Origin of the sequence: Kitasatospora sp. NPDC097605, from assembly GCF_040302725.1 — a bacterium.
Lineage (GTDB): Bacteria > Actinomycetota > Actinomycetes > Streptomycetales > Streptomycetaceae > Kitasatospora.
On the sequence record NZ_JBEOSF010000001.1, the window covers coordinates 1 to 21,942 of the forward strand.

The following is a 21,942-nucleotide window of genomic DNA, read 5'->3' on the forward strand; positions in this document are numbered from 1 at the left end:
ACGTTGTCGAGGGCGACGACGCGGGTCTCCCCCTCCCCGTAGACCTTGTTCAGGCCGGTGGCGCGGGCGGCCGCCCGGCCGGTACGGACGGCGGTCGTGGGTATCGTCACGAGGGGGCTCCCTGAAGCTGGACGTACAAGAATGCGGAAGATTGCCTTCCCTTTACATTCTCCCCACCGGCCCCCGTCCGGTTTGTCGCTCCCGGGTACGGGCTCCCCCCGCCGTCCCGGCGGTCCGGCGGGGGTGATCCTCCTCCTCAGGTATGACCTCCGACCCTGAGATACGGTGCGGCGACTACTCGACCGCGACGCCCCAGCGCACCGCGAGCCCGGCCAGCCCGTCCTGCACCGGCGTCCCGCTCGGCGTGAACCGCCAGCCACCGCCGCGCCGTTGGAAGGACCCGAGGACCATCGCGCTCTGCGACACCCCGCCGGTCTGCGCCGACCACTCGGCGGGACCCTCCGCCTCCGGCCCGTACGCGCCGGTCAGCGCCAGCCCGTGCACATAGCCGAGCGGCAGCACCGGCGGTTCCTCCTCCTCGGTGGACACGGCCACCACCACCTCGTCCACCTCCGGCGCCAAGCGGCCCGGCTCCAGGGTGAGTTCGGCGCGCCGGACCGGCTCGCCCGGCACCGAGCGGGTGGGGTGCAGCCGGACCGCGCCGTGCGGGTCCTGAGGGTTGTTGAAGAACACGAAGTGCTCGTCGTCCAGCACCCGGCCGTGGGCGCACAGGAACGCCGAGACGTCCAGCTCCACCGGGTCCCCGCCGGCCGTGCGGCTGCGCCAGGACAGCGCCAGGGTGGTGGTGGCCGCGGCGGTCGCGCCCGGTGCCCGTCCGGCCGCCGACCCGTTGCCGTTCGCGCCGTTGCCGTTCGCGCCGCTGCCGTTGGCGCCGCTGCCGTTCGTGCCGCCGTTCGCGTCGCCGCCGTTCGGCCGCTCGCCCAGCCGTCCGCGCAGGCCCTGCTCCGCCAGCAGCTCCACCAGCTCCGGACCGCTCACCAGGGTCAGCGGCTTGTTGCGGATGTACTCGTAGGAGCCCGGCCCGAAGCCCGCGGTGGTGACCAGGATGCCCTTGATCGCGCCGTGGTGGCGCACCGTCGAGTCGAGGTCGCGCACCGCGGTGGGGGAGACCGTCGAGCGGTAGCGCTTGGCCTGGATGACGATCCGTCCGCCGGTCACCGGATCGAGGTCCTCGGCCACCACGTCCACCCCGGCGTCGCCGCTGCGCGCCGTGGTCATCACCCGGAAGCCGCGCAGCCGGAACAGTTCGGCGATCAGCTCCTCGAACTCGATCGGGTCCATCGCGAAGAGGTCGGGGTCGTCCTCGCCGCCCTGCCCGGCCACACTGCCGCCGACCGTCTCCGGCAGCCGGTCCGGCCGCACCTCGTCCAGCCGCTCGGGGCGCGCCGAGAGCACCCCGCCCAGGCCCTGGAAGCACTCCACCGCCGCCACCCGGTCCAGCGCCAGCCCGGCGAACTCGCCCCGGTCGACGGTCACCGTGGTGAGGAACCGCTCGGCCTCCCGGCCGGTCGCCGGGTCGATGCCGCGCACGAAGCCGTTCAGCACCACGGAGGCCAGCATCCCGTCCCCGTCGGCGCGGTAGAGCTCGGCCACCACCCGCAGCGCGGTCTGCGCCAGCACCTCCCGGTACAGCGCCTTGCGCTCGGTCGCCGGGCGGGCCACCTCGGCCTCCCGGTCGTCCGACTTCACGTACCGCACCCGGGCGGTCGCCGGGACCACGTCCGCGCCCGGCAGCTCCCAGTTCACCACCAGCTGGCGGCTCGACGCCTCCCAGGCCGCCACCAGCCGGTGCGGGAAGCCCTCCGGCCAGCCCGCCGAGGCGTACAGCACGGCGGTGAAGTACTCCTGCACCGCCTCGGCCTCACCCGACCGCAGCCGGCGCAGCAACTCCTCGGTCCGCGCGGCCCGTTGCTCGTCCTCCCGGCGGAACCGGGCCACCCACTCCAGGTACTGCCCGTGGTACTCGGCCAGCCGGCGCTGCCGGTCCGCCTCCGCCGCCTGGGCCGCGTACCAGTCCTGCTCGAAGCGGGCCCGGGCCTGCGCCACGTACTGCTCGTACTGCTGCCACACCCCCGGGTTGCGGGCCTGCACCGGGTCCGGCGGCGGGACCTGGTAGCGGGACTGGTCCGGCATCGGCACCGGCTCGCCGAGGCGCCCCGGCTCGAACGGCGGCACCGGGCGCGGGGCCAGCAGGCTCTGCGCCCGGAACGCCGGCCCGCCCAGCCCGGCCGCCAGCAGTCCGCGCAACTCCTCGACCCGGCCGTCCAGTTCGGCCGTCCGCCGGGCCGCCTCGGCCTCCCGGGACTGCTGGTACGCCTTCTGCGCCTCGCGCTCGGTGCGGGCCGCCGCCTTCTGCGCCTCGCGCTGCTCCCGCTCCCGCCGGCGCTGCTCGGCGGCCTGGGCGCGCCACCGGGCCTCCTCCCGGCGCTGCTCCTGCCGCTGTGTCTCCGCCCAGACCGCCAGCACCCCGTCGTTCCGCCGCCCCGCCACGTCCACCCCTTCGTTCCACCGCCGGTCCGCCGCGGCGCCCGCCTCCCGGCCGCGGCGCCGCCGCGCCCGCCACAATAGAACGTGCACCGGGGGAGTGCGCAAAGGCCCTGCGACCTGCGGCGTCGGCCGGGGCTGAGGCGGCGTCAGGCGGGCGCTACGCGGTCGGCTCCCGCACGTCCGCGTACCAGCGCCAGTCGGTGCGCGGCGGGCGGCCGGGCAGTGCGGCGCGGCCGGTGGCCCAGAGCAGGGTCGGCCAGGGGTCGTCGGCCGGGTCGGGGGTCACGTCCGGGAAGAGCCGGGCGAGGGTGCGGCGGCAGGCCTCGGCCGGCGGCTCCCAGGGCAGCCCGAGCCCCTCGGCGACGTCGTGCAGGTGCACCAGTGTCTCCACCAGGCTCATCGCGACGAACCCGGCCGGGTCGGCGAGGCCCCAGGGGTGGAAGGCGCGAACCTCGGGCGTCCTGGTCCGGGCGATCGCGACCATCAGCCCGCCGCTCGCCTCCAGGACCTCCAGCAGGCCCTGCGGGCCGTCCTCGCGCCGGGCGAAGACGAAGCTGTTCGGGCCGCCGGGGAACGGGCGCCGGGAGACGAAGGGGACGTAGCGGTCGCGGGGCGGCCGCTCCGGGCCGAGCTGGGCGGCGTAGGCGAGCAGGTCGTCCGCGAGGTGTTCGACGGTGTTCCAGCAGTCCCAGTCGAGGGCGCCGGCGGAGCGGGACCAGTCGGCGTCGGCGGGGGCGGCGCGCAGGGTGTTCACGGCGAGCCGGAGCACGGCGGCCAGGTCGTCGGGGGTGGGGCCGGCGGCGGTGGGGTCGGCGGGGGCCGGCCCGTCGGTGGTCGCGGGCCCGGTCGTCGGTTCGGGATCGGTGGTGATCATGCGCGGGACGCTACCCGGTCGGGTGCGCCGGCGCTGTTCGATGCCCCGGGGGGTATCTCTGCTACAGTCGATGACAGATACCCCGGGGGGTACAACGGCTCTGAGAAGGAGAGGCACGTGTTCTTCGTCGACACCCTGGAGATCGAGGGCCTCGGCAACCGCAGCTACCTGGCCGGCGGTCCGGGCGGAGCGGTCGCCATCGACCCGCCGCGCGACATCGACCAGGTCATCGCCGCGGCCGCCCGCCGGGGCGTGCGGATCGCCTACGTCGCCGAGACCCACGTCCACAACGACTACGTCACCGGCGGCCTGGAACTCGCCCGGGTCACCGGTGCCCACTACCTCGTCCCCGCCGACGCCGCCGTCTCCTACCGGCGGGTGCTGGTCCACGACGGCGACGAGTTCGACGTCGACCCCGCCGGCCTCACCCTGAGGGCCGTCGCCACCCCCGGCCACACCCCGCACCACACCTCCTACGTGCTCGCCGAGGCCGGCCGCCCGGTCGCCGCGTTCACCGGCGGCTCGCTGCTCATCGGCACCGTCGGGCGCCCCGACCTGGTCGAGCCCCGGCTCACCGAGGACCTCGCCCGCGCCCAGCACGCCTCCGCCCACCGGCTCGCCGACGGTCTCGCCGACGACGTGGCCGTGCTGCCCACCCACGGCTTCGGCAGCTTCTGCTCCGCCGGTCGGACGGCGGGTGCGGCCACCACCATCGGCGCCGAGCGGCACCGCAACGAGGCCCTGGTCAAGGACATCGACACCTTCGTCGCCGACCTGCTCGCCGGACTCGACGACATCCCCGCCTACTACGCCCACATGGGCCCGGTCAACGCCGCCGGCCCCGCCCCCCTCGACCTCACCCCGCCGGCCCCCGCCGACGCGGCCGAACTCGCCCGCCGCCTCGCCGCCGGCGAGTGGGTCGTCGACCTGCGCGCCCGCACCGCCTTCGCGGCCGGGCACCTCGCGGGGTCGTTCAACATCGAGGCCGAGGGGCAGTTGGCCACCTACCTGGCGTGGCTGATCCCGTGGGGCAAACCGGTCACCCTGCTCGCCGAGAGCCCCGAACAGCTCGCCGCCGCGCAGCGGGAACTCGCCCGGGTCGGCATCGACTGCCCCGCCGCGGCCGCCACCGGCGGTCCCGAGGACTGGCTGCCGCCCGGCGAGCAGCCGCGCACCTTCCGCCGCGCCACCTTCGCCGAGCTCGCCGCCGCCCTCACGGCCGCCGCTGCCGCCGCTGCCGCCGCTGCCGACGGAGGCGACGGAGGCGACGGCGGACCGGCCCCGGTCGTGCTCGACGTCCGCCGCGCCGCCGAACGCGCCGCCGCCCACCTCGACGGCACCCACCACATCCCGCTGCACCAGCTGCACCGCCGCAGCACCGAACTGCCGGAGGGCCCCGTCTGGGTGCACTGCGCCGGCGGCATGCGGGCCGCCATCGCCGCCTCCCTGCTGGACGCGGCCGGACGCGAGGTGATCGCCGTCGACGACGCCTTCACCTCCGCCGCCGAGGCCGGCCTCACCGTCGTGACCGCCTGACCTCCCCGCCCGGCCCGGCACCACCCCCGCAGGAGCACCACCATGCACCACCCCGCACCCACCACCCGCATACCCGCGCACCCCGCAGGCCCCCACCGGACGACGGCCCGCCTCCCGGGGTGGTGCCGATGACCACGCTGCTGCTGGCGCTCGCCGCCGGGGCGGTGGTCGGGCTGGTCCTCGGCGGGCTCGGCGGCGGTGGCGGCATCCTCGCCGTCCCCGCGCTGATCTACCTGCTCGGACTCTCCCCGGCCGCCGCCACCACCGCCGCCCTGCTGATCGTCCTCGCCACCTCGATCTCCGCGATCGTCGCCCATATGCGGGCCGGCACCATCCGCTGGCGCACCGCGCTCGCCTTCGCCGCCGCCGGGCTGCTCCCCGCCGCCCTCACCGGCGCGGCCGCCGCCGAGCTGCCGCAGAACGTACTCACCGCCGCCTTCGCGGTGGTCGCCGCGCTCGCCGCGGTCCGGATGCTGCGCCCGCCGCGCCCGGCTGCGGCCGACGCTCCGGCGCCCGGTGCCCGCCCCGGCCGGGCGGTCGCCTCCGGGGCCGGACTCGGCGCCCTCACCGGCCTGCTCGGCGTCGGCGGCGGCTTCCTGGCCGTGCCGGCCCTGGTCGGCGCGGTCGGGCTGACGATGGAGGCCGCCGTCGGCACCAGCCTCCCGGTGATCGCCGTCAACGCCTCCGCCTCGCTGGCGACCCGGGGCGGCGGCGCGGCCGGACTGGACTGGGCGGTGATCGCCCCGTTCACCGCCGCCGCCGTGCTCGGCGCCTGGGACGGCAAGCGGCTCGCCGCCCGCCTCTCCGGGGCGGTGCTCCAGCGGACCTTCGCGGGCCTGCTGCTCGCCGTCGCCGCGGTGATGGGCGCGGACGCCGTGCTCTGACCCCTTCCCCCCCTCTTTACTCCCTTCCCCCCTCTTTCCCTTCGCAAGGAGACCCCATGGCCACGCTCACCGAGATCACCCCGGCCCAGGCGCACCCCCGCCTCGCCGCCCTCACCGTCGTCGACGTCCGCACCCCGGGCGAGTACGCCGCGGGCCACGTCCCCGGCGCCGTGAACGTCCCGCTCGACCAGCTCGACCGCGCCCTCCCCGCGCTGCGCACCGTCGCCGCGCGCGGCGAACTCCTCATCGTCTGCGCCTCCGGCAACCGCTCGGGCCGGGCCTGCGAGTCGCTGGCCGCGGCCGGCATCCCCGCCGCCACCCTGGTCGGCGGCACCAGCGCCTGGGCCGCCGCCGGCCACGAGGTCCAGCGCCCCGAGGGCGCCCCGGCCCGGGCGCCGTGGGTGATGGACCGGCAGGTCCGCTTCACGGCCGGCGGTCTGGTCCTGGCCGGCCTGCTCGTTGACCTCGCCCTGCCCGGCACCCGCTGGGTCTCGGCGGCGGTCGGCGCGGGCCTGGTCTTCTCGGCGGTGACCAACACCTGCGCGATGGGCAACCTCCTCTCCCGCCTCCCGCACAACCGCCCCCGCCCGGGCCAGACCCAGGACCTCGACACCACCCTCGCCACCCTGGCCGAGGCCCGCTGACCCCGCCGCCCCGCCGCCGACCCTCACCCGAGGGCCGGCGGCGGGGTCGCGTCGGTCGTGCCCCCGCCGTCAGCCCTCGCCGGACCGCTTGCGGGCCCGGTACTGCCAGTGGGCGCTCACCCGGTGGTCGTGCTCGAACCCGGGGCCGAGCGGGCCGACCCGCGCGTAGGCCTCCTCGGTGCGCGGATCGTCCCGCCGGGCCAGCGCGCAGGCGGCCTCCAACCGCAGCGACCGGTGCTCCTCGTCCAGCAGCGCGGCGAGGGCCTCGGTCACCACGGCCGTCCGGTCGCCCGAGCCGGAGAGGGAGGCGGCCGCGCGGGCCCGCACATCGATGTCCGGGTCCTGGAGCAGGCGCAGCAGCGCTTCCCGGACCTCCGGGGCGAACTCGCCCGGGGTCCCGAGGACCTCGGCTACGGCGACCCGGACGGCGGCGTCCGGATCGCCGGCCAGGACGAGGAGGGCGGCGGTGGCGGCCTCGCCGGGTTCGGTTCGCTCGGGGCTCAGCAGGTACGGGACCTCGCGGCGCACCCGGGGATCCGGATGATCGGCGTGGCGCAGGCCGACGGCCTCCTCGGCGGGGTGGCGGCGGCCGAGGAGCGCCGACAGGACCTTGCCGAGCACCCGGCCGTCGGGCTCGTCGAGCGCCCAGGCGGTCAGCAACCCGACGTCCCGGCTGTCGGCGGAACCGTCCACGGCGGCGCCGGGCAGGAGGAGCCGGTGCCACAGCACATCGGCGAGGAAGAGGCGGTGGACGGGGTCCGGGTGGTGCCGCAGTGGCGCTAGCTCGGAGTGGGCCCGTTCGCTCCGGCGGTTCGCGAGGGCGTACGCGGCGGCGAACCACAGCCCGTCGTCGTCCGGACGGCGGACGCCGCGGGCCACCACCTCCACGACCGGCGGGAAGAGGCCGAACCACAGCTCCAGGAGGGTGAGGATGGTGCCGTGGCCGGCCCGGACGACGTGCCCGCCGAGGGCGAGCTCCTCGACCATCGAGCAGTCCTCGTCCTCCACCCGCCGCCGCACGGCCGGACCGCCGGCCCCGGTGCGCCGGCGCAGCTCCTCCTCCGCACCGGCCTCGTACCAGTACCGGGCGAGGTCGAGCAGCCGCTGCTTGGCCGGTGCGGGGATCCGCAACGCCGGGTCGACACCGAGCACGGCGGCGACCAGCCCGGGAGAGCCGGTGTCGACCGCCCGCAGCATCGGCGTGGTGCCGTCCGGCAGCTCGCGGTCGGGGTCGGCCCCGGCGTCGGTCAGGGCCTCGGCGGTCTCCCGGTCGAACCGCGCCACCGCGAGGCAGAGCAGCGGCAGCCCGTCGGGCCCCGGGGCGTCCGGATCGGCGCCCTCCTCCAGGCGGGCCCGTACCGCGGCGGCGTCCCCCGCCGTGACCGCCGCCACCAGCCGCTCGTCCGGCGTCCGCCGCTGTTCCGTCGCCACAACCCCCCTGGAGAACCGTCGGGCGGCAGGGTAGCCCTATCGCGGCCGGTCCCGCGCCGGGTTTTCCCGGCTGTCGGTGGCTCCCGGTAGCCTCGGCGGGTCGGACGGTGTGCGGTGAGGTGGCGGGTGAGCGTGGTGGGTGGGTGGGTCTCCACCGGGTTGGGGTGGCGGGACGGGCGGGCGGTGCTGAGTGCGGTGCACGGGCGGCGGGTGCACGAGCGCGAGGTGGTGCCGGGGGTGGAGGTCGGCTGGCTGCTCGGCGGGCCGCGGCGGTGCATCGGGGCGTGGCTGGAGGGGCAGGACGAGCGCACGCCGTGCCCGCACCACGCCGTGATCGCGCCGGACGGTGCCGCCGTGCAGTGCGGGTCCTGCCAGAGCGTGGACCGCGGGCTGGCGCTGGCCCGGGACCAGATCCTCGACGACGGCCGCACCTACCGGCTCTACCTCGCCTGGTTCGGCGAGGGGCTGCTCAAGGTCGGGCTGACCGCCGAGCAGCGCGGCACCAGCCGGCTGCTCGAACAGGGCGCGCTCGCCTGGACGTTCGCCGCCCGGGGCTCGCTGCCCTCCGTCCGCCGGGCCGAACTGACCGTCGCCGCCTCCGGGTTGGCCCGGGAGCGGTTCAAGAGCCGGGTGAAGGTGGATCACTGGTGGGAGCACGGTGACGCGGAGCACCGTCGCGCGCTGCTCGCCGACGCGCGGGCGAGGGCGCACGAGCTGCTCCGCGGGCACGGCGTGGAGCTGCTGGCGGACCACCCGGTCACCGACCACATCGAGGTCTTCGGGCTGACCGGCGGCGCCCCCGCCGTCTACCGGGCGGTCGACGCCCTGGCCGACGGCGCGGTGCTGGCCGGGCGGCTGCGCCCGCCGATCGGCCGGCACCTGCTGCTCGACCAGCCGGACGGCGGCGCGCCGCTGCTCCTGGACACCCGGCTGCTCACCGGCTGGACGCTCGCCCCGGCGGGTGGGCGGCCGTCCTCGGGGCTGGCACTGACCGAGCGGGTCCGGCCGGCGGAGCCGGACACCCAGGAGGCGCTGTTCTGACCCGGTGAGCCGTCGACCTCGGCGGTTGCCTATTAAAACCGTCACCCCTAGGCTCGGGCATGCCTGGTTTCACTTTGCTACCTCACCTGTGCGAGAGGCCCGCCATGATCCCCGCCCACGAGACCTTCGACGGCACCTTCCCCTACCGCCCGCACTTCTCCGCCGCCCCCGGCTTCCCGATGCACTACGTCGACGAGGGCGCCGGCCCGGTGGTGCTCTGCCTGCACGGCGAGCCCACCTGGGGCTATCTCTTCCGGGACGTCGTGCGCCGCCTCGCGCCCACCCACCGGGTCGTCGTCCCCGATCACATGGGCTTCGGCAAGAGCGCCACGCCCGCCGACCGCGGCTACCGGCTGCAGGACCACGTCGACAACCTGGAGGCGTTCGTCCTCGACCTCGGCCTGCGCGGGATCACCCTGGTCGGGCACGACTTCGGCGGGCCGGTCGGCCTGGGCCTCGCGGCCCGCCGGCCGGAGCTGATCGCCCGGGTGGTCGGCGTCAACGGGCCCACGCCGTTCGGCCAGCCGGGCCTCGGTGCCGCGCTGGCCGCCAACGCCGCCGACTCCCCGTGGTTCCGCTGGATCGCCCGGGCGCACGCCGACGGCACGCTGGAGGCGGTACTCGGCTCCCTCGACGTCACCGTCCTCAGCATGCTCAGGCTCAACGGCTTCGAGAACCCCGCCCTCGCCACCGACACCTGGCTGCGGGCGTACGGCGCGCCGTTCCCGACCCCGGCCGAGAGCCTCGGCGCGATCGGCTGGGCCCGGGGCTTCGCCACCGGCGCGCACCGCTTCGAGGAGCCGGACGCGGCGGCCCGCGCCGCGCTGGCGGCCCTCCCGGCGCTGGCCCTGTGGGGCACCGCCGACCGCACGCTGAACGCCCGGCACTTCCTGCCGCTGTTCCGCGAGGCCTTCCCGCACGGCCGGGTGGTCGAACTCCCGGGCGTCGGCCACTACAGCCCGGAGGACGCCCCGGACGCGGTGGCCGACCACCTCCTGCGCTTCCTCGCGGAGACGGACGACGCGGTCCGGGGCCGGTCCTAGCCCAGCTTGCTGCGCACCGCGCCCGGCCCGGAGCGGGACCGGCGTGACACCGGCGGCCGCGACGGCCGGACATCCGGCCGTCCTCCCACCGGCTCCTCGGCGCTCGCTCCGGCGCACGCGCCCGCGGCGCGCGCTGCCCGGGCGGTCGCCAGCGCGATCCGCGCCAGCAGCGGGTCCTCCCGGACGCCCGCCGCGCGCTTCGCGGCCTGGCAGCGGGCGCACCAGATCGGCGAGGCGGGCCCGTCCGGGTACGCCATCGCCTCCGGCGGCAGGTAGTGGCTGCCGCACTCGACGCATTCGAAGACCAGTCTCATCCGACGATCACCGTCCCGGATCCGTGGCACCGACCGCAGGGCGACCAGAAGACGTGGATCTTGGGCACCATGCTTCCTTCCTCGTCCCGTTCGACCGTGGCTTCGGTCTTCTGGGTCCCCCCGGACCCGCCGCACCCGGAGCAGGCCTGAACCTCGGGCATATGCACACTCCTTCTCGGCGGGGACCACGGTAGCGCGAAATCCGGGGTGTCAGCACCGATCCTGACGATGGGTCGAAGAAGCGGGGCGCGTGTGCCGAACCCGTGCGCCGCGCACGGCCGTTCGAAGGCGCCCCCGGTTCGCTCCGGTGCGCCCCCCGTTCAGCGCGCCACCGTGCGGAAGCCGCAGTTGCCACTCGTGGAGTCGGGGGTGTTGCCGGTGCGCGCGGCCACCCGGTAGCGGTTGCAGTAGGAGTCGTGGCACAGGTACGAGCCGCCCCGCAGCACCCGCCGCCCGTCTCCGGGGCCTTCCCCGTCCGCGGGCCCGCGCGGGTCGAAGCGCGGCGAGCGCGCGTAGTACGCCGGGTCGAAGCGGTCGGCGCACCACTCCCAGACGTTCCCGGCCACGTCCAGCAGGCCGAAGCCGTTCGGCGGGTAGCAGCCCACCGGCGCGGTCGCGTACCAGCCGTCCTCGCCGGTCGGCAGGTCGGGGAAGCGGCCCTGCCAGATCCGGCAGCGGTGCGCGCCGTCCGGGCGCAACTCGTCGCCCCACGGGTAGCGCCGGCCGGCCAGCGTGCCGCGGGCGGCGTACTCCCACTCGGCCTCGGTGGGCAGCCGGCGCCCGGCCCAGTGGCAGTAGGCGAGCGCGTCGCGGTGGCTGATGTGCACCACGGGGTGGTCCCGGAGGTCCTCGGCGTCGCCGAGCGGGCCGTAGGGGTGGCGCCAGTCGGCGCCGCGCACCTCGATCCACCAGGGCGCGGTGGGGGAGCGGCCGAGCACGTCGGCGGGGCCGGCGAGGACGAACAGGTGGAAGACGGCGGAGGAGCCGGCCAGTTCGGCGTCGGTGCGGTGGCCGGTGGCCTCGACGAAGGCGGCGAACCGGGCGGTGGTCACCGGCTCGGTGTCGATGGTGAACGGTGCCAGCTCCACCTCGTGCACCGGCGTCTCGCCGTCCGCCGGATACCCCTCCCCGAACCCGTCGCCCATCGCGAACACCCCGCCGGGAAGCGCCACTTCGGGGTGCTCGGGTCGCCGCGCCGCGGTCCGTGGGAGGAGCGGCAGCGGGGCCGGTCCGGAGCCGGCCGGGGCCGACGGCAGGCAGCAGGCGCGTGCGGCGGGGGCTTGACTCATGAGCCCAGCCTATAGCACTTTGCACCTAGGTGAGAATGCACCTAGCGAGATCCGAGGAACCGGCGAGAGCCGGGGAGAGGGCACCGGTGAAGTTCGACCACGTCCTGCTGGGCCTGCTGGCCATCCATCCGCGCAGCGGCTGGGACCTCAAGGAGTGGCTGGCGGGGGAGGGGCAGTTCGTCCGTTCCCACGCGCACCCGAGCCAGATCTACCGGTTGCTCAAGCGGATGGCCGACCAGGGCTGGGTGGTCTTCGAGACCGACCCGCGCGACGGCCGCCCGGACGCCAAGGTCTACCGGCTGACCGACGCCGGCCGGGCCGAGCTGATCCGTGAGGCCCGCTCGCCGTTCGAACCGGCCAGCCGCTTCCAGGACCCGGACTTCATGGCCCGGTTCTACTTCTCCGCCCAGCTCGCACCGGAGCAGCTGCTCCCGCTGATCGACACCGAGCTCGACTACCGCCGCCGCCAGGTGACGCTCATGCGCCCCCGGGACCGGTCGCTGTCCTTCGCCGAGGGCACGCCGGAGGCGGACGTGCGGCGGCTGCGGATGATCCGCGAGCTCACCCACGAGTACGGCACCTCCGCCGTCGACGCCTGGATCGACTGGCTGGAGCGCGTCCGCCGGCTGCTCGCCGACGGAACCATCCCCACCACCAGCACCACCAGCCCCGAGGAGACGCCCCGGTGAAAGCCGTCCTGGTCATGTTCGACAGCCTCAACCGCCGGTTCCTGCCGCCCTACGGCTGCGACTGGACCGTCGCGCCGAACTTCGCCCGCCTCGCCGCCCGCGCCGCCACCTTCGACAACTGCTACGGCGGCTCGATGCCCTGCATGCCGGCCCGCCGCGAGATGCACACCGGCCGCTACAACTTCCTGCACCGCTCCTGGGGCCCGCTGGAGCCCTTCGACGACTCCGTCCCCGACCTGCTGAGCAAGGCGGGCGTCTACACCCACCTGGTCACCGACCACCAGCACTACTGGGAGGACGGCGGCGCCACCTACCACAACCGCTACGACAGCTACGAGTTCTTCCGCGGCCAGGAGGGCGACAAGTGGAAGGGCCACGTCGCCGACCCGGAGATCCCCGAGACGCTCTCCTGGCGCGAGGGCCCGGCCTGGCGCCAGGACTGGGTCAACCGCCAGTACCTGGCCGACGTCGCCGACCACCCGCAGACCCGCACTTTCGACGCGGGCCTGGAGTTCATCGCCACCAACCGCGAGCAGGACCACTGGTTCCTGCAGATCGAGTGCTTCGACCCGCACGAGCCGTTCTACTCCTACGCCGAGCACAAGAAGCACTACCCGCACGACTGGGACGGCCCGCACTTCGACTGGCCCGACTACAAGCGGGTCACCGAGAGCCCGGAGGCCGTCGAGCACGGCCGCAACGAGTACGCCGCGCTGCTCACCATGTGCGACGACTCGCTCGGCCGCGTCCTGGACGCCTTCGACGAGCACGGCCTGTGGGACGACACCCTGCTGATCGTCTGCACCGACCACGGCCTGCTGCTCGGCGAGCGCGGCTGGTGGGGCAAGAACATCCAGCCCTGGTACGACGAGAACATCCACACCCCGCTGTTCGTCTGGGACCCGCGCAGCCGGGCCACCGGCCGGCGCGAATCCCTCGTCCAGACCGTCGACCTCGGCCCGACGCTCCTGGAGTACTTCGACGTCCCGCGCACCGCCGACATGCAGGGCCGCCCGCTCGTCGACACGGTCGCCCACGACGCCCCGGTCCGCGAGCACGGCCTGTTCGGCGTCTTCGGCGGGCACGTCAGCATCACCGACGGCCGCCACGTCTACATGCGCGCCTGCAAGGACCCGTCCAACCGGCCGCTGTTCGAGCACACCCTGATGCCCACCCACATGCGCGGCCACTTCACCCCGCAGGAGCTGGCCGGCGCCACCCTGGCCGACCCGCTGCCGTTCACCAAGGGCGTGCCGGTGCTGCGGATGCCGGCGTCCTCCTGGGGCAACCCGTACGCCTTCGGCACCCTGCTGTTCGACCTGGAGTCCGACCCGGCGCAGGAGCACCCGCTGGTCGACGACGAGCTGGAGCTGCGGATGGCCGCGCTGCTCACCGAGGCGCTGCGCGAGGGCGACGCGCCCGCCGACCAGTTCGAACGGCTCGGCCTGCCCGCGGAGGGGCCGGTCACCGCCGAGCACCTGCTGGCCCGCGCCCAGCGCCCGCAGGCGCTCGCCGCCACCGAGCCGCTGCCGCAGGCGGCCGACTTCGCCGAGGGCCCGCTCTCGGTGCACACCCCGCTGCGGGCGCTGCTGGCCGACGAGGGGGCGCGCGAGGCCGTCCTGGCGCGGCTGCCGATGCTGGACAACCCCGGACTGCAGGCGATGCTCGGCGGGATCTCCCCGTTCCGGCTCGCCGCCATGGGCCCGTCGCTGCGCCCGGCGGACCTGCAGGCCCTCGCCGGCGCCCTGGCCGCGCTGCCGGCCGGCGCGTAACCGCGGGACGGCGTGTAACCGCGGGACGGCGCCCCTCCTCGAAAGGGAGGGGCGCCCTGCGTCCGCGATGTCAGCCCAGCGAACTGCGCAGGAACTCGCGGTTCATCGCGGCGATGCTGGGCAGCGGGATGCCCTTGGGGCAGGCCGTCGCGCACTCGCCGGTGTTGGTGCAGCCGCCGAAGCCCTCGGCGTCCATCGTGGCCACCATGTCGCGCACCCGGGACCTGCGCTCCGGCGCGCCCTGCGGCAGCACATTGAGGTGGACCACCTTGGCGGAGGTGAAGAGCATCGCCGAGCCGTTGGGGCAGGCCGCCACGCAGGCCCCGCAGCCGATGCACTCGGCGTGCTCGAAGGCGGTGTCGGCCACCTCCTTGGGGACGGGCGTGGCGTGCGCCTCGGGCGCGCTGCCGGTCGGGGCGGTGATGTAGCCGCCGGCGCCGATGATCCGGTCGAAGGCGGAGCGGTCCACCACCAGGTCCTTGACCACCGGGAAGGCCGCCGCCCGCCACGGCTCGACGTCGATGGTGTCGCCGTCCTGGAAGTGCCGCATGTGCAGCTGGCAGGTGGTGGTCCGCTCGGGGCCGTGCGCCTGGCCGTTGATGACCATGCCGCAGGCGCCGCAGATCCCCTCGCGGCAGTCGTGGTCGAAGGCGACGGGGGTGTCGCCCCGGGTGATCAGCTCCTCGTTGAGGGTGTCCAGCATCTCCAGGAAGGACATGTCCGGACTGATCCCGCTGACCTGGTAGGTGGTCATCGAGCCGGGCGTGTCGGGGCCCGCCTGGCGCCAGATCCGAAGGGTGAGGTTCACGCGTAGCTCCGCTGGGTGGGGTGGACGTACTCGAAGTCGAGGTGCTCGCGGTGCAGGACGGGTGCCTGGCCGGTGGCGGTGAACTCCCAGGCGGCGGCGTAGGAGAACTCCTCGTCCCGCCGGGCGGCCTCGCCGTCGGCCGTCTGGCTCTCGGTGCGGAAGTGGCCGCCGCAGGACTCGGCGCGGTGCAGCGCGTCCAGGCACATCAGCTCGGCCAGCTCGAAGTAGTCGACCAGCCGGTTGGCCTTCTCCAGCGACTGGTTGAGCTCCTGGCCGGTGCCGGGCACCTTGATCCGGCGCCAGAACTCGTCCCGCAGCTTCGGGATCCGGGCCAGCGCGCGGCGCAGCCCCGCCTCGTCGCGGGCCATCCCGCACTCGTCCCAGAGCAGCTCGCCGAGCTCCCGGTGGAAGGAGTCGGGCGTGCGGTCGCCGTCCACCGCGAGGATCAGGTTGAGCCGGTCGGCGACCTCGGCCTCCACCGAGGCGACCTCCTCGTGGCCGGCCGGGACGGCGGGCAGCTTCTCGCGCGCCAGGTAGTCGTTGAGCACCGGCGGCAGCACGAAGTAGCCGTCCGCCAGGCCCTGCATCAGCGCGCTCGCGCCGAGCCGGTTGGCGCCGTGGTCGGAGAAGTTGGCCTCGCCGATCGCGAACAGGCCCGGGATCGTCGTCTGCAGGTCGTAGTCGACCCAGAGTCCGCCCATCGTGTAGTGGATCGCCGGGAAGATCCGCATCGGCACCCGGTACGGGTCCTCGGCGGTGATCCGCTCGTACATCTCGAACAGGTTGCCGTACTTGGCCTCCACCGCGTCCCGCCCCATCCGGCGGATGGCGTCGGCGAAGTCCAGGTAGACGCCCTGCCCGCCGGGGCCGACGCCGCGGCCCTCGTCGCAGACGTTCTTGGCGGCCCGGGAGGCGATGTCGCGCGGCACCAGGTTGCCGAACGCCGGGTAGATCCGCTCCAGGTAGTAGTCCCGCTCCTCCTCGGGGATCTCGGCCGGCGGCCGGGTGTCGCCCTTGGCCCTGGGCACCCAGATCCGGCCGTCGTTGCGCAGCGACTCGCTCATCAGGGTGAGCTTGGACTGGTGGTCGCCGGAGCGCGGGATGCAGGTCGGGTGGATCTGGGTGAAACACGGGTTGGCGAAGTACGCGCCGCGCCGGTGCGCCCGCCAGATCGCGGTGGCGTTGGAGTTCTTGGCGTTGGTGGAGAGGTAGAAGACGTTGCCGTAGCCGCCGGAGGCCAGCACCACGGCGTCGGCGGTGTAGCTGGTGATCTCGCCGGTGACCAGGTCGCGGGCGACGATGCCGCGCGCCCGGCCGTCGATCACCAGCAGGTCCAGCATCTCGGTGCGGGCGTGCATCTCCACGTTCCCGGCGGCGATCTGCCGCGACAGCGCCTGGTAGGCGCCGAGCAGCAGCTGCTGGCCGGTCTGGCCGCGGGCGTAGAACGTCCGGGAGACCTGCACGCCGCCGAACGAGCGGGTGTCCAGCAGGCCGCCGTACTCGCGGGCGAACGGCACGCCCTGGGCCACGCACTGGTCGATGATCTCCACCGACACCTGCGCCAGGCGGTGCACATTGGACTCGCGGGCCCGGAAGTCTCCGCCCTTGACCGTGTCGTAGAACAGCCGGCGGATCGAGTCGCCGTCGTTGCGGTAGTTCTTGGCGGCGTTGATGCCGCCCTGGGCGGCGATCGAGTGGGCCCGCCGGGGAGAGTCCTGGAAGCAGAACTGGACGACGTGGTAGCCCTGTTCGGCGAGCGTGGCGCCGGCCGCGCCGCCGGCCAGGCCGGTGCCGACCACGATCACCGTGTGCTTGCGCCGGTTGGCCGGGTTGACCAGCTTGGCCTCGAAGCGCCGCTGGTCCCAGCGCTGCTCGATCGGCCCCTCGGGGGCCCGGGTGTCGGCGATCGGGTCGCCGACGGTGTAGTCCGGGTACTCGCTCAACTCACCACTCCGGTCATCACGGCCACGGGGACGGACAGGAAGCCCGCGGTCAGCACCAGCGCCAGGCCGTTGGCGGTGAGCTTCAGCGCGCGGTCGCGGCGGGCGTTGTTGGCGCCGAGGGTCTGCGCCGCGCTCCAGAAGCCGTGCCGGATGTGCAGGCCGACGGCGAGCATCGCGACGATGTAGATCACGCACGAGTACCAGGTGCCGAAGGACGCCACGATGTTCTGGTACACCTTGCCGTGCTCGGCGTTGGGGTTCACGGTCAGCGTGGTCAGGTCCAGGATGTGCCAGACGATGAACAGCGCCAGGATCACCCCGCCCCATCGCATCGTCCGGGTCGCGTAGCTCGCCCGTCGCCGCTGGTGGGCGTACTTGCGCGGGCGGGCGGCGAGGTCGCGCCGGCTCAGCTGGTAGGCGGCCACGCCGTGCAGCAGGACGGCGGCCAGCAGGCCCACCCGGGCGATCCACAGGAACCACTCGTGCCCGAGGAACGGCTGCCCGAGGGTGCGCAGCCAGGCCGCGTAGCCGTTGATGTCGTCCGGGCCGAAGAAGACCTTGAGGTTGCCGAGCATGTGGGCGACCAGGTACAGCAGCATGACCAGTCCGCTGACGGCCATGACCGCCTTCTTGCCGACGGTCGACCGCCACAGGGTCGCCAGGGTGGACGGGTGCCGGGCCGTCCGAGTCGCGGTTGTCATGGCGACAACGGTAAGGAGGCGGGCGACGGTGCGTCCAAGACATGCTGCGGCTGGCCACCATAGGTACCACCTATCGACGCGGGCTATCCTGGCCGGGTGCAGCTCCAGCAACTCCGCTACTTCGTGGCCGTCGCCGAGACCCGCCACTTCACCCGCGCGGCCGAGGCGGCCCATGTCGCCCAGCCGTCCCTCTCGCAACAGATCCGGGCGCTGGAGCGGGAGTTGGGTGCCGAGCTGTTCCACCGCACGCGCGGCAACATCGCGCTGACCGACGCCGGGGACGCCCTGCTGCCGCTCGCCCGGCGCATCCTCGCGGACACCGAGAGCGCCCGCCTCGCCGTCCAGGAGACCGTCCAGCTGCGCCGCGGCCGGGTGCGGCTCGGCGCGCCGCCGAGCCTGTGCACCAGCCTGGTGCCGGACGTCCTGCGGGTCTTCCGGGACCGCTACCCGGGCGTGGCGCTGATGGTGCGCGAGGGCGGCTCGCGGGACCTGGTGCGCTCGCTGGCGGCGGGGGAGCTGGACCTCGCGCTGATCATCACCCCGCCGCGCGGGGAGGCGGCGCCCGCGCTGGCCGTCACCGAGCTGCTGCACGAGGACCTGGTGCTGGTCTCGGCGGAGCGGCGGGCCCGGCGCACGGTGCGGGTGGCGGAGCTGCGCGGCCGGCCGCTGGTGATGTTCCGGGAGGGCTACGACGTGCGGGAGGCCACCCTGGCGGCCTGCCGGGCGGCCGGCTTCGAGCCGGAGTTCGCCGTCGAGGGCGGGGAGATGGACGCGGTGCTCGGCTTCGTGCGGGCCGGGCTCGGGCCGGCCGTCCTGCCCGGCATGGTCGCCCACCGCTCGGGTCTCGCGGTGACCCCCTTCGCCGGCCCCGGCCTGGGCCGCACCATCGCCGTCGCGCACGGCCACGAGGTGCCGCCGACCCGTGCGGCCGAGGCGCTGCGGGCGACCCTGCTGGCGCACCTGCACGACGCCGCCCGGGACGGCGAACTCCCGCCGGGGACACGGCTGTTGCTGTAGACGGGCGGGGCCCGGGACGCGTCGCGCGCCCCGGGCCCCCGGTCATGGCCGTGCTCAGCCGGGCAGGACGGCCTCGATCGCGGCGATCACCTCGGGCGCCTCCGGCTCGGTGCGCGGCCGGATCCGGGCGGCCACGGTGCCGTCCGGGCCCACCACGAACTTCTCGAAGTTCCAGGAGATGTCCCCGGCCTGGCCCTCGGCGTCGGCCGTCTCGGTCAGCCGGGCGTACAGCGGGTGCCGGTCCTCGCCGTTCACATCGGTCTTCTCGAACAGCGGGAAGGTCACGCCGTAGGTGGTCGAGCAGAAGGTCCGGATCTCCTCGGCGCTGCCCGGCTCCTGCCCGGCGAACTGGTTCGACGGGAAGCCCAGCACGGTGAAGCCGCGCCCGGCGTACCGCTCCTGGAGCCGCTCCAGGCCGGCGTACTGCGGGGTCAGGCCGCACTTGGAGGCGACGTTGACGATCAGCAGCGCCTTGCCCTTGTAGTCGGCCAGCGAGGCGGCCTCGCCGGACAGCGTGCGCAGCGGGATGTCGTACAGGCTCACGGTGGGGTCCCCTTCGGAGCGGGTCGTAGGTCGTCGTCGGTGGTGCGGTGGCGGGCGGGCCCGCGCGGGTACGGTATCCCGCCCGGCACGCCCACCTGCTCAACCGCGCCCGGACGGCGGCTGTTCCAGCGGGGGCCGGCCCGGGGCGGCCGAGCGCTCCGGGGCAGCCGACTGCTCCGGGGCAGCCGACTGCTCCAGGGCGGCTATCTGCTCGGTGACGGCGGCGAAGTCCGCGCTGAGCCACCGCTCGGGCCGCATCCGGACGGTGACGTCCGCCGTCAGCTGCTCGGCGGTGGCCAGCAGATAGGCGGCGGCGGTGGCGGGCGGCAGGTAGCGGTGGGCCAGCGCGGCGCGCTCGTCCGGGTCGACCCGGTCCTCGATCGCCACCACCGGCCCGCTGACGCTCACGTACCGGCACGGCGGGTCCTCCTGCTGGGCGCAGAGCGTGAACCGGCCGGCCGTCCGGATCCGGCGCGCCTTGACGGACGTCCGCCCGGTGAGCACGGTGACCAGTCCGCCGGGTCGGTAGGCGTACCAGATGGGTACGGTCAGCGGGGCTTGGCCGGGCGCGGTACCGGCGACGGACAGGACGCCGACGTGCACGCCGGCCAGGAAGCGCTCGCACGCGGTAGGGGTCATCGCGAAGGACACGGTGGGGCCTCCCGGGCAGGAAGGTCCGCGCGCGGACGTCGCGCGCGGTCGGTTCTCGGTACGTACCCGTACGGCCTGCGGACGGAACGCCCGGCGGCGGTGGGCCGGTGGCGGGGCGGCGGGCGTGCGCTGTTCGTCCGCCCGCTCGACGGGCGAACGTCCGTACCCGTCCGAGGTCGGGATTCCGGCCCGGAAGCGCCGCCGGTGTGCCGCTCGCGTGAAGGGATGGTGTGCGAGGTTGGCCGGCTCCGGGCCGCTGGGTACCGTCGGTGGCACGCCGGACCCGTCATGGTTGCCATGTTCAACAGGGGGTCACGGCAAGGGGGTCCGGGACCGTCGGAGGAGCGGGGGTCGCTCCGGCCGTCGGGTCCCGGGCAGCACGCCCGCGCCGCGCCGGCCGGCCCGTCCCGCGCGTCCCAGCCGCCACCGCAGCACCGCAGCCACCAGCAGCATCTCGCAGCACCGCACCCGCAGCAACGCACCCGCAGCGATGCGCCGCCCGCGGCGCGCCGCCGTGCCGGGTGCGCGGAAGGAACCTCCCCATGCCTCGACGCTGTGCCCTGCCCGCCTGCCCCGCCGCTACCGATACCGCTTCCGCTTGCCCCACGGCTCCCACGGCTCCCGCCGCCCCCGCCGCGCCTTGGGCGGTGCGCCGGTGAACGCTCCGCCCCGCCGCGTCCGCCCCCGTCGCGGGCCGGCCGCCGTCCTGCGCGCCGTGCCCTGGCGCCACGACCTGCCCGCCTCCCTGGTGGTCTTCCTGGTCGCCCTCCCGCTCTGCGTCGGCGTCGCCGTCGCCTCCGGCGTGCCCGCCGAACTCGGCCTGGTCACCGGCATCGTCGGCGGCCTGGTGGTCGGCGCCCTGCCCGGCAGCAGCCTCCAGGTCAGCGGCCCGGCCGCCGGGCTGACCGTCCTCGTCCACGAAGCCGTCCAGCAGTACGGCGCGGGCGCCCTCGGCGTCCTGGTGTTGCTCACCGGACTGCTCCAACTCGCCATGGGCGCCCTGCGGTTGGGCCGCTGGTTCCGCGCCATGTCGGCCTCCGTGGTGCATGGCATGCTGGCCGGCATCGGTCTGACCCTGGTGCTCGGCCAGCTGTACGCGCTCGCCGACCGCCGCGCCCCCGGCGCCGGGCCGGAGAAGATCGCCGGCCTGCCCGCGCTGCTGCGGGACGCCGTCGCCGGGGCCGCCAACCCCAGCGCGGTGGCGCTCGGTTCGGCCACCCTGCTGGTGCTGGTCGCCTGGAAGTACCTGCCGCCCCGCCTCTCCCGCGCGCTGCCCGGCCCGCTCGGCGCCGTCGGCCTGGCCGCCGCCGTCACCGCCGTCGCCGACCTGCCGGTGGCCCGGGTCGAGGTGGCCGGCCTGCTGGACGTCGTCCAGCTGCCCGACCGCGCCGCGCTCGGGGCCCTGGCCACCACCGCGGGCGTCGGCACCATCCTCGCCTTCACCCTGATCGCCTCCGCCGAGACGCTGTTCAGCGCCGCCGCCGTCGACCGGATGCACCACGGCCCGCGCACCCACTACGACCGCGAACTCACCGCCCAGGGCGTCGGCAACGCCCTCTGCGGCCTGCTCGGCGCGCTCCCGATGACGGCCGTGATCGTCCGCAGCGCGACCAACGTCCAGGCCGGCGCCCGCACCAAGGCCTCCCGGGTGCTGCACGGCGGCTGGCTGCTGCTGTTCACCGCCCTGCTGCCGGGCGTGCTCGGACTCGTCCCGCTGACCGCGCTGGCCGCCGTGCTGGTCCACGCGGGCGCCAAGCTCATCCCGGTGCGGCGGATCGCCGCGCTCTGCCGCGACCACCGGGGGGAGGCGGCGGTGCTCGTCGTCACCACCGTCTCGGTCATCACCACCGACCTGTTCGAGGGGGTGCTGATCGGCGTCGGCCTCGCCGTGGTCAAGTCCGCCTGGCAGACCTCCCACCTGCAGATCGGTGTGGAGGAACCGCCGTCCGTCCCCGGCGCGCCGGAGCGGCCGCTGCGGGTCCGGCTGAGCGGCAACGCCACCTTCCTGCGGCTGCCCCGGCTGCTGGACACCCTCGAACGCCTCCCGGCGGACCGTCCGGTCGAGCTGGACTGGTCCGGGCTGCGCCACCTCGACCACGCCTGCACGGTCGCGCTCACCACCTGGGCGGCCCAGCACCGCGCCCGCAGCTCCGCCCCGCTGGCGGTCGACCCGCCGTTGCCGACCGTGGTCTGAGCGACTCGCTAGCCTGGTGGTCCGCTCGCCTGCCGGCCCGGTGGCCCGGTGGTCGACCGG

19 protein-coding genes and 1 pseudogene are annotated in these 21,942 nt (G+C 75.1%); 9 read left to right on the forward strand and 11 right to left on the reverse strand.

The genetic code is table 11. The features are described from left to right. The 3 genes and pseudogenes from ABTX81_RS00005 to ABTX81_RS00015 form a co-directional block, all read right to left on the reverse strand. A pseudogene (locus ABTX81_RS00005) lies at window positions 1-110 on the reverse strand (ABC transporter ATP-binding protein); the annotation flags it as partial. Between the two features lie 184 nt (window positions 111-294). After that, window positions 295-2,511: a restriction endonuclease gene (locus tag ABTX81_RS00010; RefSeq protein ID WP_350540593.1), complete on the reverse strand. Its 2,217-nt coding sequence runs from the start codon at window positions 2,509-2,511 to the stop codon at window positions 295-297. A gap of 154 nt (window positions 2,512-2,665) precedes the next feature. Next, window positions 2,666-3,382, reverse strand: a complete 717-nt coding sequence (locus tag ABTX81_RS00015) for a maleylpyruvate isomerase N-terminal domain-containing protein (protein WP_350540594.1) — start codon at window positions 3,380-3,382, stop codon at window positions 2,666-2,668. 117 nt (window positions 3,383-3,499) lie between these two features. On the opposite strand from ABTX81_RS00015, the gene ABTX81_RS00020 reads away from it, so the two are divergent. The 3 genes from ABTX81_RS00020 to ABTX81_RS00030 all read left to right on the forward strand — a co-directional run bounded on the left by ABTX81_RS00020 (window position 3,500) and on the right by ABTX81_RS00030 (window position 6,446). Continuing rightward, window positions 3,500-4,918 (forward strand): rhodanese-like domain-containing protein, encoded by a 1,419-nt coding sequence (locus ABTX81_RS00020; RefSeq protein WP_350540595.1) that lies wholly within the window; start codon window positions 3,500-3,502, stop codon window positions 4,916-4,918. 128 nt (window positions 4,919-5,046) lie between these two features. After that, complete coding sequence (locus tag ABTX81_RS00025; protein WP_350540596.1) at window positions 5,047-5,802, forward strand: TSUP family transporter; 756 nt, start codon at window positions 5,047-5,049, stop codon at window positions 5,800-5,802. Between the two features lie 56 nt (window positions 5,803-5,858). Next, window positions 5,859-6,446: a rhodanese-like domain-containing protein gene (locus ABTX81_RS00030; RefSeq protein ID WP_350540597.1), complete on the forward strand. Its 588-nt coding sequence runs from the start codon at window positions 5,859-5,861 to the stop codon at window positions 6,444-6,446. Window positions 6,447-6,515: 69 nt separating this feature from the next. On the opposite strand, the gene ABTX81_RS00035 is transcribed toward ABTX81_RS00030, so the two are convergent. Further along, window positions 6,516-7,877, reverse strand: a complete 1,362-nt coding sequence (locus ABTX81_RS00035) for a HEAT repeat domain-containing protein (RefSeq protein WP_350540598.1) — start codon at window positions 7,875-7,877, stop codon at window positions 6,516-6,518. A 126-nt stretch (window positions 7,878-8,003) separates the two neighbouring features. Here ABTX81_RS00035 and ABTX81_RS00040 point away from each other — a divergent pair, with 126 nt between their 5' ends. Both ABTX81_RS00040 and ABTX81_RS00045 read left to right on the forward strand, forming a co-directional pair. Beyond that, on the forward strand, window positions 8,004-8,918 hold the full coding sequence (locus ABTX81_RS00040; RefSeq protein WP_350540599.1) for a DUF2797 domain-containing protein: 915 nt from the start codon (window positions 8,004-8,006) through the stop codon (window positions 8,916-8,918). Window positions 8,919-9,022: 104 nt separating this feature from the next. Then, window positions 9,023-9,961, forward strand: coding sequence for an alpha/beta fold hydrolase (locus ABTX81_RS00045; RefSeq protein WP_350540600.1), 939 nt, complete (start codon window positions 9,023-9,025; stop codon window positions 9,959-9,961). Here the strand turns inward: ABTX81_RS00045 and ABTX81_RS00050 are convergent. Both ABTX81_RS00050 and ABTX81_RS00055 read right to left on the reverse strand, forming a co-directional pair. Then, the gene (locus tag ABTX81_RS00050; protein WP_350540601.1) at window positions 9,958-10,275 is read right to left on the reverse strand and encodes a hypothetical protein; all 318 of its coding nucleotides are present in this window, start codon (window positions 10,273-10,275) and stop codon (window positions 9,958-9,960) included. The two genes, ABTX81_RS00045 and ABTX81_RS00050, sit on opposite strands and share 4 nt — an antisense overlap. Before the next feature lie 320 nt (window positions 10,276-10,595). Continuing rightward, window positions 10,596-11,564, reverse strand: a complete 969-nt coding sequence (locus ABTX81_RS00055) for a formylglycine-generating enzyme family protein (protein WP_350540602.1) — start codon at window positions 11,562-11,564, stop codon at window positions 10,596-10,598. Between the two features lie 86 nt (window positions 11,565-11,650). Between ABTX81_RS00055 and ABTX81_RS00060 the strand changes: the two genes are divergently transcribed. Together ABTX81_RS00060 and ABTX81_RS00065 are read left to right on the forward strand one after the other, a co-directional pair. Next, complete coding sequence (locus ABTX81_RS00060) at window positions 11,651-12,253, forward strand: PadR family transcriptional regulator (RefSeq protein WP_350540603.1); 603 nt, start codon at window positions 11,651-11,653, stop codon at window positions 12,251-12,253. Further along, the gene (locus tag ABTX81_RS00065; protein ID WP_350540604.1) at window positions 12,250-14,025 is read left to right on the forward strand and encodes a sulfatase; all 1,776 of its coding nucleotides are present in this window, start codon (window positions 12,250-12,252) and stop codon (window positions 14,023-14,025) included. The genes ABTX81_RS00060 and ABTX81_RS00065 overlap by 4 nt, the downstream gene beginning before the upstream one ends. 70 nt (window positions 14,026-14,095) lie before the next feature. Here ABTX81_RS00065 and ABTX81_RS00070 read toward each other — a convergent pair whose 3' ends face one another. The 3 genes from ABTX81_RS00070 to ABTX81_RS00080 are packed head-to-tail and all read right to left on the reverse strand — an operon-like array spanning window position 14,096 to window position 17,477. Further along, window positions 14,096-14,833, reverse strand: a complete 738-nt coding sequence (locus ABTX81_RS00070; RefSeq protein WP_350540605.1) for a succinate dehydrogenase/fumarate reductase iron-sulfur subunit — start codon at window positions 14,831-14,833, stop codon at window positions 14,096-14,098. After that, window positions 14,830-16,776 (reverse strand): fumarate reductase/succinate dehydrogenase flavoprotein subunit, encoded by a 1,947-nt coding sequence (locus ABTX81_RS00075; protein ID WP_350540606.1) that lies wholly within the window; start codon window positions 16,774-16,776, stop codon window positions 14,830-14,832. The genes ABTX81_RS00070 and ABTX81_RS00075 overlap by 4 nt, the downstream gene beginning before the upstream one ends. Continuing rightward, window positions 16,773-17,477 (reverse strand): succinate dehydrogenase cytochrome b subunit, encoded by a 705-nt coding sequence (locus tag ABTX81_RS00080; protein ID WP_350540607.1) that lies wholly within the window; start codon window positions 17,475-17,477, stop codon window positions 16,773-16,775. The genes ABTX81_RS00075 and ABTX81_RS00080 overlap by 4 nt, the downstream gene beginning before the upstream one ends. 96 nt (window positions 17,478-17,573) lie before the next feature. On the opposite strand from ABTX81_RS00080, the gene ABTX81_RS00085 reads away from it, so the two are divergent. Next, window positions 17,574-18,494 (forward strand): LysR family transcriptional regulator, encoded by a 921-nt coding sequence (locus tag ABTX81_RS00085; RefSeq protein ID WP_350540608.1) that lies wholly within the window; start codon window positions 17,574-17,576, stop codon window positions 18,492-18,494. 54 nt (window positions 18,495-18,548) lie between these two features. Here the strand turns inward: ABTX81_RS00085 and ABTX81_RS00090 are convergent, their stop codons facing one another. Beyond that, window positions 18,549-19,037 (reverse strand): glutathione peroxidase, encoded by a 489-nt coding sequence (locus ABTX81_RS00090; RefSeq protein WP_350540609.1) that lies wholly within the window; start codon window positions 19,035-19,037, stop codon window positions 18,549-18,551. 99 nt (window positions 19,038-19,136) lie between these two features. Beyond that, window positions 19,137-19,676 (reverse strand): pyridoxamine 5'-phosphate oxidase family protein, encoded by a 540-nt coding sequence (locus ABTX81_RS00095; protein ID WP_350540610.1) that lies wholly within the window; start codon window positions 19,674-19,676, stop codon window positions 19,137-19,139. 718 nt (window positions 19,677-20,394) lie between these two features. Here ABTX81_RS00095 and ABTX81_RS00100 point away from each other — a divergent pair. After that, window positions 20,395-21,882 (forward strand): SulP family inorganic anion transporter, encoded by a 1,488-nt coding sequence (locus ABTX81_RS00100; RefSeq protein ID WP_502892684.1) that lies wholly within the window; start codon window positions 20,395-20,397, stop codon window positions 21,880-21,882. Window positions 21,883-21,942 lie beyond the last annotated feature (60 nt).

Coding starts and splice junctions, on each gene's coding strand:
- ABTX81_RS00015 (WP_350540594.1), bottom strand. CDS start 3,382: ATGATCACCACCGATCCCGAACCGACGACCGGGCCCGCGACCACCGAC.
- ABTX81_RS00025 (WP_350540596.1), top strand. CDS start 5,047: ATGACCACGCTGCTGCTGGCGCTCGCCGCCGGGGCGGTGGTCGGGCTG.
- ABTX81_RS00030 (WP_350540597.1), top strand. CDS start 5,859: ATGGCCACGCTCACCGAGATCACCCCGGCCCAGGCGCACCCCCGCCTC.
- ABTX81_RS00045 (WP_350540600.1), top strand. CDS start 9,023: ATGATCCCCGCCCACGAGACCTTCGACGGCACCTTCCCCTACCGCCCG.
- ABTX81_RS00050 (WP_350540601.1), bottom strand. CDS start 10,275: ATGAGACTGGTCTTCGAATGCGTCGAGTGCGGCAGCCACTACCTGCCG.
- ABTX81_RS00055 (WP_350540602.1), bottom strand. CDS start 11,564: ATGAGTCAAGCCCCCGCCGCACGCGCCTGCTGCCTGCCGTCGGCCCCG.
- ABTX81_RS00080 (WP_350540607.1), bottom strand. CDS start 17,477: ATGACAACCGCGACTCGGACGGCCCGGCACCCGTCCACCCTGGCGACC.
- ABTX81_RS00095 (WP_350540610.1), bottom strand. CDS start 19,676: ATGACCCCTACCGCGTGCGAGCGCTTCCTGGCCGGCGTGCACGTCGGC.